Source organism: Salibacterium lacus, from assembly GCF_042684865.1.
Taxonomy (GTDB): domain Bacteria; phylum Bacillota; class Bacilli; order Bacillales; family Marinococcaceae; genus Salibacterium; species Salibacterium lacus.
Genome location: NZ_JBHUML010000003.1, coordinates 192,883 through 209,606 on the forward strand (window position 1 = coordinate 192,883; position 16,724 = coordinate 209,606).

Consider the following 16,724-nt stretch of genomic DNA (forward strand, 5'->3'; position numbering starts at 1 on the left):
TCAGGATCCCTCCACAGTTGGTTTTTTCAGGATATTCGCAAGAACAGCTGTTACAATCGTACCGACGATAATGGCAAGGAAGAACATGAGAACATTGTCTATTGCACCAAACACCGCGACAATCGGTCCGCCGTGCGGCACGTGGTCGGCAACGCCTCCCATCATGGCAATGGCACCGGCGGTCATTCCTCCAGCCATAATACTCGGGATGACACGGAATGGATCGGCTGCAGCAAGCGGGATGGCCCCTTCTGTTATACCGACAAGTCCCATCGCTACAGCGGCCTTGCCGGCTTCCTGTTCATCATTTTTGAATTTCCTTTTAAACATAAGAGAAGCCAGACCCATGCCGAGAGGAGGCGTACAGATTGCTGCAGCAATAGCTCCCATCACTTCAGGCTGCCCCTGGGTGATAAGGGCGGCACCAAACAGGAAAGCCACCTTATTGAAAGGTCCTCCCATATCAAAACTGATCATAGCACCCAGTATGATACCAAGTAATATCCGGCTTCCGCCTTCCATTCCTTCCAGCCCGTTTGTCAGTGCTTCCATCAAACCGGCAATCGGTGCTCCCAGAACATAAATGAAAATCAGACCAACGGCAAGCGATGCCAGAATGGGGATAATGAGGATCGGCATAATCGGTTGAATGATTTCCGGTACTTTTACTTCTTTAATCCATTTCGCAATGTAACCGGCAAGAAATCCGGCAAGAATGCCTCCGATAAAGCCGGCACCTGCTTCACTCCCGTAAAAACTTCCGTCGTTTGCGATAAACCCGCCGATCATACCAGGTGCAAGACCCGGGCGGTCCGCAATACTCATCGCGATAAACCCTGCCAGAATCGGTACCATGAGACTGAAAGCTGTACTTCCCATTTGATTAATGGAACTCCAGAAAGATCCTTCCGGAATCGCAAGACCGTCCGCAGATGGTTCTCCTCCCAAACTGAGTGAAATCGCAATTAACAGACCGCCCACTACAACAAACGGAATCATATAGGAGACCCCGTTCATCAAGTGCCTGTACACCGGATTCTGCTTTTTCTTCTTCTTTGATTTCTCTTCATCTATTTTTTCTTTTGCCTTTTCTTTTCCTGACTGCTGACCGTATACTTCCACATCTCCGGTTTCAAATCTGGCAAGCAGTTCTCCGGCATTGTTAATAGCTTCCGACGAATCCGTTTCAAGCACCGGTTTTCCCTGAAAACGTGATTTTTCAACAGATTTGTCCGCTGCAATCACAACTCCGTCCGCCTGTTCAATATCTTCTTCTGTCAGCTCATTTTCAACCCCTATTGACCCTTGGGTTTCGACTTTAATTTCCATGCCTTTTTCTTTTGCCGCTTTATTCAGGCCTTCTGCCGCCATATACGTATGGGCAATACCATTAGGGCATGATGTAATGCCGACTAGTTTCATCACGAACTCTCCTCTCTCTGTCTCAGTGTGGTAGTAAATTCCTCATACGTTGCCGCTTTTTTCAAAGCAGCGGTCAAATCTTCATTTCCGGAGATATGAAAAAGTTCTTTAAAAAGCGTTTCCGCCTCACCCGGTGAATGGTAATCAACAGCAATAAAAAATAAGATCGAAACAGCCTGCCCACCCCACTCAACAGGCTCTTTTAACAGCGCTGCAGCTATGACCGAATGAATAATATCTTCCCTGTGTCCGTGCGGAATGGCTATCTGGGAAGAGATAGCTGTACTTCCAAGGGTTTCCCGTTCAAGTGCATGCTCTTTCAGGCCACGGCGTGCATATCCCTGTTCAACCAAGGCATCTGCGAGTTGTTCAATCGCATCGTTTCTGGAAACGGCCTCCATACCGGAGAAAAACAGCGAAGCACTGCTGTATTTAACAAGAGAAGGGATCGTCTCTTCCTTTGTATTCATCCAACGGACCAGTGCTTTTTGATCTTCTCTGGAAAAAACCGGAGAAACCTGAAATACGCGCTCGTCGTCAATCGCTACAGTAGAAAGAATCAAGTCCGGCTGCAGCCTCTCTTTTTTTCTTTTCCACTCATGAACAGCCGACACCTCTGTATTCCGTGTTCCAGGGAATAGATTATTGAATTTTTCTTTTATCAGATAGGCGGTCCCCATACCGCTTTCACAGACGATGAGCACTTTCCGGATCGGTTCGTTCATCTGGCGGTGTCTTTCAATAGCCGATTGAAGATGAATCGCAAGAAACCCTACTTCATCTTCCGGAACATCTTTCATCAGCGGATCCTCTACATTCTGCACCCAGTAATTCACCCAATCAAATGACGATTCATACTCTTCTTTTATTTCCTGAAGAATCGGATTTTCCACACGCAGACCATACCGAAGACGGTGTAGTGTCGTTTGAAAATGAAGAACCAATGCACTTTTAAAATCATCGTCACGGGCCATATCCTTTGAAAAGTCAGTTGCTACCGCTTCTATAAATGTCTCCATCATTGCTGTTGCTTTATTGTCAAAAAGATTCCAGCGGTCCATATCATCTGTTTCTGGTGTACTCATTCTCTCGCGCTTGCTGCCAAGCAGATGCAGAGCAAAATATTCTGCCTCCTGTGAGGGAATCCGAATCTGCAGAAGGCCGGCAAGGCGGCGGACAAAGTCACAGGCCGTTTGATACTCAGGATGCCGGTGCAGTGAATCGTCCGCTTTTCGTTCATCTTCTTCAATAACGTTCCCCAACCTCAGGCGTTGTATAAATATTAACGTATGATACAGTAGATTATTACGAGCCCGGTCTGTCAGGGGGAATTGAAGCTGCTGTTCCATTTGTTTAAATTCCTGGAAAACCAGCTGAAAATCATAATCCGAGTGGTCGCTTTTCTTCTCTTCTATAGAGACGTCTTTCATCATCTGCCTTAGTTGCCACTCCTCCCCCAGGAGACGGAAGCCCTTTTGTTTCCTGCGTTCCAGCTCCAGACCATAACGCTTAAGCCATGTTTCCAATTCACCCAATAGCTGAACTGCTTTGGAGCGGCTTACAAAATAACGATCCATCACATCCTGCATATGAATGTAAGACGCCTTGGAAGCGAATTCGAAAAGAAGGTCTCTTAACGTTTTATCAAGCGTATCCGGATGCGGACGCAATGCCATTTTTATAATCTGAGCTGTTTTGATGGATGTCTGCAGTTGAATCCCTTCACTTGGTTTTCTGGTGATTTCTGCATCAAGTTCCAAATCATCGATAAACTCCGCGATCCGGTCCACATCATTACGGACCGTGCGGGATGTAACCTGAAAATCCCTTCCGAGCATCTGGGACGCATGAAACCCTTCATGATGAAGCAGATAAAGCAATAACCGGACCTGCCGTGCATTCAGCTGTTCCACCTTTTCACCTCCCTCCTTTTTTGAAATCCCTTACACTTTTATTGTATAGCAAATACCGGCACAGAACGTTTTCATCTTGTTCCACAATTTGCGGAAAACGCTTGAAAGCGCCGATGTGTGTGGTGGTTCATCAAAGAAACAGAACCATATGTTCTTCATCCCAGTAGCTTCCCTGCCATTTAAGAGCCCTGGATTCGGTACCAAACGCCTGAAATCCAACCGACTCGTAAAAAGATTTCGCCTGCTTATTCGAAGAAACAACCGCCAGTTGAAGCTGTTCCACGTCCCAAAGGCGTGCCTGCTCCAGGAGAGCGTTCATCAGTTTGGAACCCGCTCCTCTCCCGCGAAAAGACGTGGTAATGTACATCCCCTCCAGATCTGCTTTATGCTCCATTTTCTGCAGTGTGTTTTTTAAAAGCATAGCTGTGCCGACCAAAGTGTCGTCTTCAAACACGCCAATCGTCACCGCGTGTCTCCACAACAAGCGTTCCTGCACGATGCCCATAAAATCGCCATCTGCTGCTTCTTCTTCGTGTGTCACCGCAAAAGCCTCCGGGGAAGCAAGCAGTGCTTCTTCCCGAAGCGCAGCGCAGGCACCTGCATCTTCTACGGTCATTCTTCTTGTTTGCAGCATGTTCATCGCTCCCTTCCATTATTGTTCTCTATCCTTTTTCCTAAAAACAGGAGGACAACTATGTTCATTACCGCGTAAGTGCTATGATAGAGGTTGGAATAATATCAAAGGCAGGCGGTTACATATGAAACGTTCTTTTTTGATTCCTGCATTTGCCTTACTGACCGGCGTCCTGCTGACTGTTTCCCTTCTTTTATCCTTTGCTTTTGATAACGATAGGTTTTATTCCGGCATGGGAGAGGAAGCAGCCATCGCGCCACAGGATGAAGGCATTGCTTTCACTTATTATGTCCAAGGTACCACCAAATTGTACCGAACTTCCATCGATGGCAAAGAAGCAGAACGCGTCACCAGTAAAGATGGCATCAAAGAAACGGCTCCGGCTTTCTCACCGGATGGTTCTGAACTGCTGTTTCTTGGCGCATCAACATCAGACATCCAATCGTTATATACGGTGAAAAACGGGGACACCGAGCGCGTGCAGCCATCAGGAGAAAAGATGCACTTCGAAGACGCCGTGTATTCTCCAGACGGGCAGTCGATATATGCCATTGGGATGCCGGCAGACGAATGGATGGCCACGAGTGCTGAATCGACCGCCGGGTTCGATATTTTTGAAATAGAAAGACAGTCCGGCGACGTATCCCAGGTAACAGAACAGGACTACTATTTAATGAACAACTTGTCCGTTGCTCCTTCCGGTGATTATCTCATGTTCACAGTAAGCAGTGGAAGCGAAGAAAGCGTCGAAACCACGGTACTCACGGAAGGGACAGAAATTCCCGCCCCTTACCGGCAGCTGCCAAGCGGAATGTACGGAGCTTCGCTTTCACCGGACGGAGAACGTATTGCTTACACCGCCGTAACAAATACAAGCAGCAACGGGAACTTTCAATATGACCTTTTTCTTCTGGATCAAAACGATGGGCAGACACAGCGAATGACGTCGTCTGCGGCGAACGTGGAGTCGATGGTATTCTATCACGAAGCGGACAGAATATTGTACATGGAGGATAGGAACTGGCCAAATGGAGCCGCAGACTATCACCTCCGCTCCATGGATACATCAAGCGGCAATGCCACGACCCTTGAGCCGGAAGTAACAGGAATACAAAAGCATGTTCTTCTGGGGGCGGCTGCCGGCTTTTTCATGAATAATACGGTCACTGCCGCATTGTATCTGATGTTTGGAGTTTCGATCGTCTTTTTGCTGCGCCGCAGAAGAAAAGCCGTCTACATCCCTGTTGTAATCAGCGCAGCAGGAAGTGCTGCGGGATATATACTGAACTTCCAGGACCCATGGACATTTCAGCTCATCAACTTGGCAGTAGGACCGGCTGCCACGGCTCTGATCATCTTTGCCGTCGTGTTCTGGATCACCGGAATTTTATCACGTAAGATACCTTAATCGAGAAAAACAAGGACAAAACAGCTTATTCGAAAAGACGGAGTGTGGGGGCAGAACCCTGCTCCGTCTTTTCTTATGAAATGACTTGTCGCTACCCGTTGTCTCTTTTGGTGTGTTGGCAGGTATTTATGCATGGTTGACGGGTAAATCACTGTGTTCGGCAGGTAAAAGACCAACATTGGCAGGTAAATGGCGGTATTGCGCGGGTAAGCAGGAACGTTTGGCGTCTATGTATTCCCGCCCCTTCGAGCAGCCGGGGATGGGCTGATGACCGAACATGCCATAAACTGCATGTTCTTATCAACAAAAATATCCGAACCATGACACATGCCCCGTACCGCATTCTGTATCATCGTTCGGATCGTGATCTAACCTCTATCCGGCTAGTCCGGCCCCTTTATCCTTCCTGCCCTTTGGTCTGCTGGAGCTGCAGCGCAGCTTCCACCTGCGTAAGATGGTCCAGCATCGCCGTTCTGGCAGCGGCGGCGTCGCCGTTTTCCATGGCTTTTAAAATTCTCTCGTGTTCCTCATAAAGCCGCTGCAGACTTTTCTTTTCCGAGAACAGCCAGATGCGGCGGCTTTCAAACATTGTCCTGCGGAGGGTGTCTGAGAGCTGGTGCATCATGTCTATCATCAATTGGTTATTGGACGCTTCGGCCACCGCCATATGAAAGGCAACGTCCGCCGCTTCACCGACATTGTCTTCCACAGAGGCGCCGCCCATTTCAACAAGCGCCTGTCTCACCTGTTCCAGCTGTGCTGTTGAATGTTTCTCCGCGGCCAGTTCCGCCGCGCCCACTTCCATGATTTTTCGAACTTCAAACAATTCCAGCATTTCTTTATTGGAGATGATCCGCTCCGGCTTCATTGGATCCAGGACACCCGAGAAATCGTAATTATTCACAAACGTGCCTTCGCCCTGCTTAATCGTCACAATGCCGACCGCTCTCAACGCACTCAACGCTTCCCGGACCGCAGAGCGGCTGACCTGAAACTGTTCAGAAAGGGTGACGACAGAATCGAGTTTATCCCCGGGCTGGAGGTCGCCGTTTTTGATCATATCTTCAATTTGTTCACGGACGATTTCCGCGATTTTTTTGGTTTCAATCTGTTTATACGTCATCCAGCGTGGACTCCTTCGTGTAAAGCTGGGCTCATTATAACATAGAACCGCAGCGCGGGACGTTTTGTTTTTTTCCGCCCATCCGCGTATCCCCAATCCTTTGATGGGGAATCAGCATACCCTGCATGAATATAAAAAAGGAGCTTTCCTTTATGGAAAACTCCCGTATCTATTTACTGTACGTTGGTATTTGGAAAGCGTCTTTCAGCTTCTTTCTGAAGTTCGCCTGCATCTACGATAACGCTGGCTACAGCTTTAAGGAATTTCTTCATTGTTCATCCCCGCTTTCTTCGTTTATGCTTTTTTCATTATCCATCACACCAGCTGAAAGCTCAAAAGCGGGTGTTTAGCATGAAAACGAAAACATCAAAAATGAAAGCGTTCGTCATCCCTATTTTCCTCTTATATTCTTAAGATTTCTTTGAGTTTCTATGATATGTGATTTTAAAGTTTTTTCAGAGGAGGTGCTCTTTTGCATAGCTGCGTTCATGGACATTCTCCACAGGAAAGTGTCTGCAACATCATCCACGTTCCATGTTAGACAAAAAAGAGCTGCATCTTTTTTGATACAGCCCTTCTATTTGTTATATATCTTCTGCCAGCTCTTTTTCAAATTCTTCGTCTTTGATATAGGCTTTGGGTTTCATGATTGCTTCTTTATCAAACTCATCCAATGGCAATCCCCGTTTGACCCGGATCGGTGTATCCGGGTTGGCCAGTGCCTGGCGGGCGATACTGATAAAATCAGCGATGTTATTTTCAATCAGCGATGACGCTGTCTCCGGATCAGACAGGCTGCCGCATGCGATAACAGGCACGCCGCTGAATTTCTGTGCTGCTTCGGTCATCGTCATCGTATTTTTTCCGAATCCCGGCGCCGTTGCATCCATATCTGAAATATGAATGTAGTCGACTTCGGAGGCACCGAGTGCGGTAAAGATGATTCGTGCATCTTCTTCACCGCCGGGCCAGCGGAAATGCGGGTTGGTTGCTTTCAGCTGGGAGATGCGGATGCCAAGCATCATATTCGAACCGACTTCCGCCCGCACATCATGAATCGTTTCAACGAGCATGCGGAGCCGGTTTTCGACGGAACCACCGTATTCATCGTCACGGACATTGATGGTTTCCGACAAAAACTGATCCAGAAGGTAGCCATTGGCGCCGTGCAGTTCGATGCCGTCAAATCCTGCTTCCCGGGCCAGACGTGCCGACTGGACAAAACCACGTTTCACCTCGTCTATGCCCTCTTTGGAAAGGGGTTCCGCCGTCTGGAACTCCCCTTCCCCGCCGTACACCGGCACTTTTCCGCCGGGCGGCTGGAAGGCCGAGGGAGCGACCGATGTGTCTTTATAGTAATTGCCCTGTGACTGGGCCCCGGCGTGCATCAATTGGGCAATAACTTTTGCGCCGCGATGCTGCATGTCAGAGACAATCGGCTTCCAGGCTTCCTTATGCTTTTCGGTGGCGAGACCGCCTTGGTACTCATAACCCTGGCTGTAAGCCGTATCAGGATAGACGCCTTCTGTGATAACCGCTGCGAACCCGCCTACGGCGAACTGTTCATAATACTGCCGCACCCTCTCATTGGGCGTGCCGTCTTCATCCGAACTAACCCTCGTCATCGGCGCTGTGATATAACGGTTTTTCAGAATGTGATTACTGATATGCTCCTGCTCAAAAAGCGTGTTCTCATAGTCTGCCACATCGATCACCTGTCTTTCTGTTGGGTACACACCAGCTCAGGCGTGCGTTACGTGAGCTGTGATATTTCCGCGGATCCGCTCGTCTCTCATGCGCCGCAGCGCATCCGGTACATCTTCAAGATTGATTTCCTCTTCCAGCATCGGTTGAAGGGCCGAAGAAGCTGCGAGCTCTCCTACCTCTTCTGCCATTCGGCCGAGGTCGGCAATCTGCTCGTAATCCTCCGAGCGGTACACAAACCCAATCGCAATTTCATGGATGCTCGGAGCGAGTGTCTTCGGGGTATAGCGCTCCATATCCGGAAGGTCGGCGACACATATAAGATCAGCATTGAAAGCGAGGTAATCAAATGCTTCCTCTGCCGTTTTCCGGCCGACCATATCCATCACAATATCGACTCCGCGGCCATTGGTGTACTCGTGTACTTTTTCCACAATATTTTCGGTATGATAATCAATCGTTTCATGCGCACCCAAATTCTTCACGTACTCGTTGTTCTCCGGCGAACACGTGGTTATAATACGCATCCCGGCACGTGCAGCAAGCTGGATGGCAAATCCTCCTACCGCTCCGGACCCGGCCTGAATCAGAATGGTTCCGCCTTGGTTCATCCGCACTTTCCGGTGAAGGGCCTGATAGGCGGTGAGCGCAGGAGTCGGCAGAGTGGCCGCTTCGGCGAAACTCCATCCGGAGGGAAGAGGAGCCAGGACGCTTCGGGAAGCCGTTACATATTCAGCGAACCCTCCCTGGTGGGCAAGGCTGGCGTGAAAATGAACCTTATCCCCGGGCTGCCAATCCGTGACACTGCTTCCTGTCTTATCTACTTCCCCGGCCACATCCAGTCCGGAAATATGCGGGTACTTCCATTCCGGGAGGCCTCCGCCTTCCACTAATTTATAATCAACCGGGTTCAGACCGACGGCGTGAACCTTGACCCGAACTTCCTGCGGACCGGGTTCCGGGGTTTCCATATCCATAAGTTCCATATTATCAACCGAGCCAGGCTCATTAATAGCTAGTGCTTTCATATTTATACCCTCCCTTAGTTGTCATTGTGCTATACCTCACAGGAGAGTATTTCAAACAAACCGCGTTGTTATCCCTGAACCGGCACAACGGCATCATGAAGCTGCTTTTCCAACATCTCCCGGTACTGAGCCGCCTGTTCTCCGCTCCACTCCAGTTCTTCGGCCATGTACGACTGGACTGCCTCTTTCCAGTCATGCACCCAATGAATATCGAAAAAGAGAGCTCCGGTGCGTCGTGTGAAAAAGTCCATCAGGGTTTCGGTCATTTCCTGTTCCAGCGCGTAGTTCACCTGGGCATACACAAACGGTGTCATGCCGTGCGGTCCTTTTTTGCCGGCGTCTTTCACATCAGCAAACAGTTGGTCAACATTGGAACCATAGGTCCGCGCCAAATATGCCGCTTCTTCTGCTGACAGCCCGAGAGCTTCCCCTTCGTTCGTTTTTTCCTTCAAAAAACCTGGGAAACCTTTGCCGCCGCCGACGTCACCGCCCGAAAGCTTCCAGTATTTTGTCTGGCAGGATTGGAAAGCGACACCGTATTCTTCTTTAAAACGGCTGGCCACTTTATCCACCACGTGCTGTGCCATTTTCCGGTAGCCGGTAAGCTTTCCGCCGGCGATCGAAAAGATTCCCGAATCATGTTCCCAGATTTCGTCTTTGCGGGAAATCTCGGAGGGATCTTTTCCTTCTTCGGCAATCAGCGGACGAAGACCGGCCCAGCTGGACTCCACATCATCTTTGGTGATGGTTACTTTCGGAAACATGTCTTGAATCGCGTCCAGCAGATAATCGCGGTCGCTTTCTGTCATTTTCGGATTGGCAATATCTCCTTCATAGACAGTGTCTGTTGTTCCGACATACGTCTTGCCTTCGCGCGGAATCGCAAACACCATGCGGCCGTCCGGCGTATCGAAGTAAACCGCCTGGGTCAATGGAAACACGGTGTCATCAAAAACGAGATGGATTCCTTTGGTGAGGCGCAGGTGTTTCTGCTTTTTCGCATTATCTTTTTCACGGAGCTGGTCGACCCACGGCCCTGCCGCGTTCACGATTTTGCGGGCATGGATGGTGTACGTTTCCCCGCTCAGCTGGTCTTCCACAGTGACACCGGCGGCTCTTTCTCCGTCATAAACGAAATCGAGCACTTTTGTGTAATTGATCATGGAAGCGTCATTAGCTGCCGCTTCTTTGGCTGTTTCAATCGTAAGCCTGGCGTCATCGGTTTTGTATTCCACGTAGTAGCCGCTTCCCCGGAGTCCGTCCTGTTTAAGAAGCGGAGCCCGGCGCAGCGTTTCTTCGCGGCTGAACATTTTCCGGCGTTCGCTCTTCTTCACGCCTGCGAGAAAGTCATAAACGCGGAGGCCGAGCGACGTGGAGAATGGACCGAAGTTACCGCCCTGGTGGAATGGAAGCATCATCCATTCCGGCGTCGTCACGTGCGGCGCATTTTGATACACAATTTCACGTTCTTTACCGACCTCAGCCACCATTTTCACTTCAAACTGTTTTAAGTAACGAAGTCCGCCGTGCACGAGTTTCGTCGAACGGCTGGACGTGCCTGCCGCAAAATCCTGCATCTCCACCAGACCCGTATTCATTCCTCTTGTCGCTGCATCGAGCGCAATGCCGGAGCCTGTAATCCCTCCTCCGATAACCAATACATCAAATTCTGTATTGCTCATATGTTCCTTTTGGCTGTTGCGTTGTTTACTTGAAAAAGCACCCATTATTTTGTCCTCCTTTTATATTCTTTGACTGGTAAAGAATAGAATTCCGCCGATTATAGATGAATAAACGCTGATTCTGTTCTTTTTTCCGCAGGGATTCTTTCCCCAATCACCGATTACATTGGAACGGCGGCACAAGAAAAGCGCAAGGCGCCTGCAGCTGGATTTTTAAAACGCAATTTTTAATACTCTTTTAACTATAAAAAAACCGGAAAATCCCTTTTCTCGTTATTTGAAAAAAGGGTTTTCCGGTTTCTCATGAGCTCCAACCATCTATTAACTTGTGCCGTTATTTAAAAGCCTGTGCTGCTTTTACTGCTTTCTGCCATCCATTATAAAGGTTTTCGCGCTGGCTGTCATCCATTTCGGGTTCGGTTCTTTCATCGACTTTCCAGTTTTTCGCTATGTCGTCGCGGCTGTTCCAGTAACCGACTGCAAGCCCGGCAAGGTAGGCAGCACCAAGCGCAGTCGTTTCATTCACTTCCGGACGTTCCACCGGAATATCCAGAATGTCACTCAAGAACTGCATAAGAAAGTCATTTTTCACCGCACCGCCGTCAACCCGCAAGGTGCTTACTTCGATTCCAGCGTCTTCTTCCATCGCATTCAGCACGTCTTTTGTCTGATAGCCGAGGGATTCCAGTGTGGCACGGACAAAGTGTTCTTTCTCTGTGCCGCGGGTCAAGCCAAACACAGCACCGCGGACATCGGAATCCCAGTACGGTGTGCCCAGCCCGACAAATGCCGGCACAACATACGCCCCTTCCGTGGAGTCCACTCTCTGGGCAAGCCCTTCGGATTCGGAAGCATCATTGAGCATGTTGAGCCCGTCACGGAGCCACTGAATCGCAGAACCGGCGACGAAAATACTTCCCTCAAGCGCATATTCGACTTTGCCGTCCAGGCCCCAGGCCAGGGTGGTAAGAAGTCCGTTGTCCGACTGAATCGCTTCTTCTCCGGTATTCATGAGCATAAAGCAGCCGGTGCCGTACGTATTTTTGGCCATACCTTTTTCAAAACAGGCTTGTCCGAATAATGCGGCATGCTGATCTCCGGCTGCGCCGGCAATCGGAACACTCTGGCCGAAAAAGTGATGATCGACGGTATTGGCGTAAACTTCCGATGAAGGGTGAACTTCAGGAAGCATGGACTTTGGAACGCCGAGAATATCAAGCAATTCATCGTCCCACTGAAGTTCGTGAATATTGTACATCAACGTTCTGGAGGCGTTGGAATAATCGGTAACGTGCGCCTGACCGCCGGAAAGCTTCCAGATCAGCCATGTGTCAATGGTGCCAAACAGCAGGTCACCGTTCTCCGCTCTTTCGCGGGCGCCTTCCACATTATCCAGAATCCACTTCACTTTCGTACCGGAAAAATACGGATCAAGAAGCAGTCCGGTTTTATTCCGGAACGTTTCGTTCAGATTCTGATCGCGGAGTTCGCGGCAGATATGTTCGGTCTGGCGGGACTGCCATACGACCGCGTTATAGATCGGCTTTCCTGTATGCTTGTCCCAGATAACGGTTGTTTCACGCTGATTGGTGATACCGATGCCTGCAATCTGCTTCGGATCGATATCGGCTTCTGTGAGAGCGGTAGCAATGACTGCCAGAATACCTCCCCATATTTCTGATGCATCATGTTCGACCCATCCGGGATGAGGAAAATACTGTGTGAATTCTTTCTGCGCCGTTTTTACAATTTCTCCTGATTCATTGAAGAAAATCGCTCTTGAACTTGTTGTCCCCTGGTCCAAAGCCAACATATACTTTTCCATCGAAAAACACCTCTTTTTAGTGATAGTTTCATTGTAAAATAGATACTATGTGTCTTGCGACCGTTCTGTTTTATTATGCCTGATGATTTTGACCTGCCTCCATCGTCTGTTTGGTTTCCTGGACATCGTTCATGAACGCATGGACGAGTACTGCGGCTACGATAACAGTGAATATCCAGAACACCGGCGTTACATTCCCAACGAAAAAGGCTTGGTGAAACACACCGCCGTAGACCCCTCCAATGATCGGTCCGGCAATGGGAATCCACGCGTAAGCCCAGTCGGAAGGACCTTTGCCCGGAATAGGCAGAAACGCGTGCGCAATTCTCGGCCCAAGATCCCGTGCCGGGTTAATAGCATAACCTGTAGGGCCGCCGAGCGAAATGCCGATAGCTGCGATCAACAGCCCGGTAATAAGGGGATTCAACCCTTCTGTGAACTCATTTGCGCCGATGAACTGCAGCCCGAGCACAAGAATAAATGTGCCGATAATCTCACTGACGAGGTTGGCCGGGTAATTTCGTATCGCGGGGTCTGTCGCGAACACCCCTAGTTTTGCTCCCTTGTCTTCGGTTTTGCTCCAGTGAGCGAGATAATGAAAATACACAACGCAGGCACCAAGGACCGCGCCGACCATCTGTCCTGCGATATAAACCGGAACGTCCGCCCACGGAAACGTGCCGGCCGCCGCAAAACCAATGGTTACGGCCGGGTTGATGTGAGCGCCGGTGAAACTCCCGACAGCGTACACACCCATGGCAACGCCCAGTCCCCAGCCGATCGATACAACGATCCAGTCTGCGCCTTCCGACTTGGAACCACGCAATGTGACGCCGGCTACTACGCCGCACCCTAAAATAACGAGAATCATAGTCCCAAGCAGTTCTCCAAGAAAGGGAGACATATCTATACCCTCCTGTTGTAGTAAATGTCGGTTAAAGGTAGTGAATACAAGACACCTTTACAGGCATCGAACAAAAAAATTCACACCCGCCTTTTAGATATAATACATACGTCTCCCCGCATCTAAAAGCTGGTGTGAATCTCACTGTCTCCATCACATTATTAACCTGGCATTACCTTACAACTAACTGAAAACGTTGTCAAATTATGTGTATTTTATTATGAATGTAAAATGTTCATACATATGATTCCAGCCCTGTTTTTAAAATATCTACGGCCGTGACTGCGGACCGGCTTCCATGAGAAGATCCGCCAGATGAACGGCTTCCATGGCATCTCCTTGCTTTTCGCGCTCCACTCCCAATTTCATCTGCAGCAGACATCCCGGGTTCGTGGTGACGATGCATTCCGGCGCCGTTTCGTTCACGTCTTTCATTTTTACATCGAGAATATCCATTGCATCTTCATAGTTTACGATATTATAAATCCCTGCCGAACCGCAGCAAAAGTCCGGATTGTTCATTTCCTTGAGCGTCAGACCGGGAATGCTTTCCATCAACTGACGTGGAGGGGTTGTCACGCGCTGCACATTGGTCATGTGACAGGACGGCTGGTACGTAATGGTCTTGGACACTTCTTTTGAAAATTCCAGTCCATCGAGCTCAACGAGCACTTCCGAAATATCCTTTACTTTCGCTGTAAAGGCAAGTGCCCGGTCATGCCACTCTGTCCCTTCTTCAAACATATGATCATATTCGATCAATCTTGCGCCGCAGCCGCCGGCATTGTTGACGATATAATCCACGTCCTCTTCTTCGAACGCCTGAATATTAGCGGCTGCCTGCTCTTTTGCCATGTCGATTTTGCCGGCGTGAGCATGAAGCGCCCCGCAGCACGTTTGATTCTCCGGCAGAATAACTTCAGCGCCCGAAAGACGAAGCAGTTCCACCGTGTTCTGGTTTGTACGGAAAAATACGCTGTCCATCACACAGCCAGTGAAAAAAGCCACCTTGGCCACTGATACACCGTCCGGCTTCACCCGCCGGCTCCGTGCTTTTCTTTCTTTCGGAGAAGGCTGGGCCGGAACGAGCTGCTCAAATTCCCCGAGATGAAGCGGCGCCATCGACGTTAAACGAAGCGTGCGGGCAGCTTTTTGCATACCGGATGCCTGATAGAGCCATGTCGCATGACCGAGACGATTCATCCAGGACGCCGAAGGAAAAAATGAACCGAACAGAAAATCCTCCGTTTTCCGCTGCGCTTTTGTTTTGGTTTCATGCTTTTCGAGCGTTTCTTTCGCTGCCTCAAGAAGATCCCCGTACTGCACATCCGTCGGGCAGACAGTCGTACAAGCCATACAGCCGAGACACTTTTCAATCGGTTCTTTCAAATCATCAAGGGAAGCCTTGCCTTCTGCCACCATTTTTATCAGATTAATACGGCCGCGCGGCGAATGGGTTTCCTTTTCCATTGTTTCATAGGTCGGACAGGCGGGCAGGCAGTAGCCGCACTGTACACAGTCAAAGGTCTTGTCGTAAGCGAGTGCGTCTTTCAGGGACGTTCCATTACTCATTACGCAGCACCAACCTTGTCTGTCCCTGTTCAGGGAAAATTTTGCCCGGATTGAGGATGTTATTCGGATCCCAGGCTTCTTTAATCCGCTTCATCATATCCACACCGACCGGTCCCAGTTCCTGTTCCATAAAGGCGGATTTCATCGTCCCGATACCATGCTCCCCCGAGAGCGTTCCGCCAAGATCGATTGCCGCTTCAAAAATTTCGGCCACCGCGTGTTCCACACGCTCCATTTCTTCTGAGTCACGCTTATCACACATGACGTCGGGATGAAGGTTGCCGTCCCCGGCATGGCCGAACACTACCAGATCAACATGGTATTTTTCCTTAATGGTCTGGAGCCGCCCCATCATCGGTCCGATCTGGCTGCGCGGGACGGTGGCATCCTCTGCCACTTTTGTCGGCTTAATCGTTGCGATCGCCGGCGAGACAAGCTTCCGCGCCTGCCATATTTCTGCGGCTTCTGCTGCGGTTTCCGGAATCCTTGTGTCGGTTGCACCAAGATCCTGCATAATGCGCTCCACCTGTTCTGTCTCGATCGATATCGCTTCCGGATGACCGTCGAGTTCGATAATCAGAATCGCCGCCGCTTCCACCGGCAGCCCAATTGGATTATAATTTTCCACGGCCTTAATGCATTCCTGATCGACAAATTCCATTTTAGAAGGGAGGATGCCGGACGTAAGCGTTTTCGAAACAGCTTGTCCTGCCAGTTCCACATCATCAAATACTGCCATCAGCGTCTGAACTTCCGGGGGTTTGGGCACCAGTTTTACGACCGCTTCTGTAATGACACCGAGTGTTCCTTCCGAGCCGATGATCAGCTTCGTCAAATCAAACCCGGTGACATTCTTGATCGTCCGGCCGCCGGTTTTCATAACCTCTCCCTCCGGTGTCACCACCTCAAGGCCGATCACATAATCCTTCGTCACGCCGTATTTTAAGCCGCGCGGGCCGCCGGAGTTCTCGGCAAGATTCCCTCCGATCGTGCACACATGCGCACTGCTCGGGTCCGGCGGATACATCAGACCGTGCGGTTCCACCGTTTTGTTTATGTCCGCCGTCAATACACTCGGTGATACGACAGCAATCAAGTCATCCGCAAAGACATCTGTTTTTTCCGGCCACTGCGCCATGTCGAGCACGATGCCGCCTTTCACCGGGAGGGGCCCGCCGCTCAGACTCGTGGACTGGCCCCGCGGCGTCACCGCTACCCCGTGCCGGTTCGCTGTTTTCATCACATGCACGGTTTCTTCTGTCGATTTCACCTGCACGACCGCTTCCGGCAGGTATTCGCCGAAAGACGCGTCAAAGCTGTAGCTGAACCGGTCCGCCGTCTCTGTCATTATCTGTTTTTCGGGAAGCCGCTTCCGCAGCTCCTCCACCCATTCCTGCATCACGGGACCCTTCTTTCTGCTTTTTTCTTTTATTATAAACCTTTCCGCCCGGGCTGAAAATGCAGCGGAAGAAGCACCTGCTTCAAAAATGGTTGCGAAATGGGGGTGTT

The 16,724-nt window shown here is 49.9% G+C and carries 12 protein-coding genes; 1 reads left to right on the forward strand and 11 read right to left on the reverse strand.

Translation table 11 applies throughout. The annotated features are described in order from the left end of the window. From ACFSUB_RS11505 to ACFSUB_RS11515, 3 genes are all read right to left on the reverse strand, one after another. Positions 1-1,422, reverse strand: a complete 1,422-nt coding sequence (locus ACFSUB_RS11505) for a PTS fructose transporter subunit IIC (protein ID WP_380713398.1) — start codon at positions 1,420-1,422, stop codon at positions 1-3. Continuing rightward, positions 1,422-3,335 (reverse strand): BglG family transcription antiterminator, encoded by a 1,914-nt coding sequence (locus ACFSUB_RS11510; RefSeq protein ID WP_380713399.1) that lies wholly within the window; start codon positions 3,333-3,335, stop codon positions 1,422-1,424. The genes ACFSUB_RS11505 and ACFSUB_RS11510 overlap by 1 nt, the downstream gene beginning before the upstream one ends. A 130-nt stretch (positions 3,336-3,465) precedes the next feature. Next, entirely contained in the window at positions 3,466-3,969 is a 504-nt protein-coding gene (locus ACFSUB_RS11515) for a GNAT family N-acetyltransferase (RefSeq protein WP_380713400.1), read from the reverse strand. Positions 3,970-4,093: 124 nt separating this feature from the next. Here ACFSUB_RS11515 and ACFSUB_RS11520 point away from each other — a divergent pair, with 124 nt between their 5' ends. After that, the gene (locus tag ACFSUB_RS11520) at positions 4,094-5,377 is read left to right on the forward strand and encodes a TolB family protein (RefSeq protein WP_380713401.1); all 1,284 of its coding nucleotides are present in this window, start codon (positions 4,094-4,096) and stop codon (positions 5,375-5,377) included. A gap of 397 nt (positions 5,378-5,774) precedes the next feature. On the opposite strand, the gene ACFSUB_RS11525 is transcribed toward ACFSUB_RS11520, so the two are convergent. From ACFSUB_RS11525 to ACFSUB_RS11560, 8 genes are all read right to left on the reverse strand, one after another. Then, positions 5,775-6,500 carry a FadR/GntR family transcriptional regulator gene (locus tag ACFSUB_RS11525; protein ID WP_380713402.1) on the reverse strand — a complete coding sequence of 242 codons (726 nt, stop codon included), beginning with the start codon at positions 6,498-6,500 and terminating at the stop codon, positions 5,775-5,777. 584 nt (positions 6,501-7,084) lie between these two features. Further along, entirely contained in the window at positions 7,085-8,206 is a 1,122-nt protein-coding gene (locus ACFSUB_RS11530) for an oxidoreductase (protein ID WP_380713403.1), read from the reverse strand. 36 nt (positions 8,207-8,242) lie between these two features. Then, on the reverse strand, positions 8,243-9,232 hold the full coding sequence (locus ACFSUB_RS11535; protein ID WP_380713404.1) for a zinc-binding dehydrogenase: 990 nt from the start codon (positions 9,230-9,232) through the stop codon (positions 8,243-8,245). A 68-nt stretch (positions 9,233-9,300) separates the two neighbouring features. Further along, the gene (locus tag ACFSUB_RS11540) at positions 9,301-10,959 is read right to left on the reverse strand and encodes a glycerol-3-phosphate dehydrogenase/oxidase (protein ID WP_380713405.1); all 1,659 of its coding nucleotides are present in this window, start codon (positions 10,957-10,959) and stop codon (positions 9,301-9,303) included. Between the two features lie 289 nt (positions 10,960-11,248). Then, the gene (gene glpK, locus ACFSUB_RS11545; protein ID WP_380713406.1) at positions 11,249-12,739 is read right to left on the reverse strand and encodes a glycerol kinase GlpK; all 1,491 of its coding nucleotides are present in this window, start codon (positions 12,737-12,739) and stop codon (positions 11,249-11,251) included. A gap of 73 nt (positions 12,740-12,812) precedes the next feature. Continuing rightward, the gene (locus tag ACFSUB_RS11550; RefSeq protein ID WP_380713407.1) at positions 12,813-13,643 is read right to left on the reverse strand and encodes an MIP/aquaporin family protein; all 831 of its coding nucleotides are present in this window, start codon (positions 13,641-13,643) and stop codon (positions 12,813-12,815) included. A gap of 270 nt (positions 13,644-13,913) precedes the next feature. Further along, on the reverse strand, positions 13,914-15,215 hold the full coding sequence (locus ACFSUB_RS11555; RefSeq protein ID WP_380713408.1) for a (Fe-S)-binding protein: 1,302 nt from the start codon (positions 15,213-15,215) through the stop codon (positions 13,914-13,916). Continuing rightward, on the reverse strand, positions 15,208-16,614 hold the full coding sequence (locus ACFSUB_RS11560) for an FAD-binding oxidoreductase (RefSeq protein ID WP_380713409.1): 1,407 nt from the start codon (positions 16,612-16,614) through the stop codon (positions 15,208-15,210). Before ACFSUB_RS11560 ends, ACFSUB_RS11555 begins: the two co-directional genes overlap by 8 nt. Positions 16,615-16,724 lie beyond the last annotated feature (110 nt).

What these genes read in the sequence shown, in the direction of transcription:
- ACFSUB_RS11505 (WP_380713398.1), bottom strand. Translation starts at nt 1,422, where the DNA reads ATGAAACTAGTCGGCATTACATCATGCCCTAATGGTATTGCCCATACG.
- ACFSUB_RS11515 (WP_380713400.1), bottom strand. Translation starts at nt 3,969, where the DNA reads ATGCTGCAAACAAGAAGAATGACCGTAGAAGATGCAGGTGCCTGCGCT.
- ACFSUB_RS11520 (WP_380713401.1), top strand. Translation starts at nt 4,094, where the DNA reads ATGAAACGTTCTTTTTTGATTCCTGCATTTGCCTTACTGACCGGCGTC.
- ACFSUB_RS11525 (WP_380713402.1), bottom strand. Translation starts at nt 6,500, where the DNA reads ATGACGTATAAACAGATTGAAACCAAAAAAATCGCGGAAATCGTCCGT.
- ACFSUB_RS11535 (WP_380713404.1), bottom strand. Translation starts at nt 9,232, where the DNA reads ATGAAAGCACTAGCTATTAATGAGCCTGGCTCGGTTGATAATATGGAA.
- ACFSUB_RS11540 (WP_380713405.1), bottom strand. Translation starts at nt 10,959, where the DNA reads ATGGGTGCTTTTTCAAGTAAACAACGCAACAGCCAAAAGGAACATATG.
- glpK (WP_380713406.1), bottom strand. Translation starts at nt 12,739, where the DNA reads ATGGAAAAGTATATGTTGGCTTTGGACCAGGGGACAACAAGTTCAAGA.
- ACFSUB_RS11550 (WP_380713407.1), bottom strand. Translation starts at nt 13,643, where the DNA reads ATGTCTCCCTTTCTTGGAGAACTGCTTGGGACTATGATTCTCGTTATT.
- ACFSUB_RS11555 (WP_380713408.1), bottom strand. Translation starts at nt 15,215, where the DNA reads ATGAGTAATGGAACGTCCCTGAAAGACGCACTCGCTTACGACAAGACC.
- ACFSUB_RS11560 (WP_380713409.1), bottom strand. Translation starts at nt 16,614, where the DNA reads ATGCAGGAATGGGTGGAGGAGCTGCGGAAGCGGCTTCCCGAAAAACAG.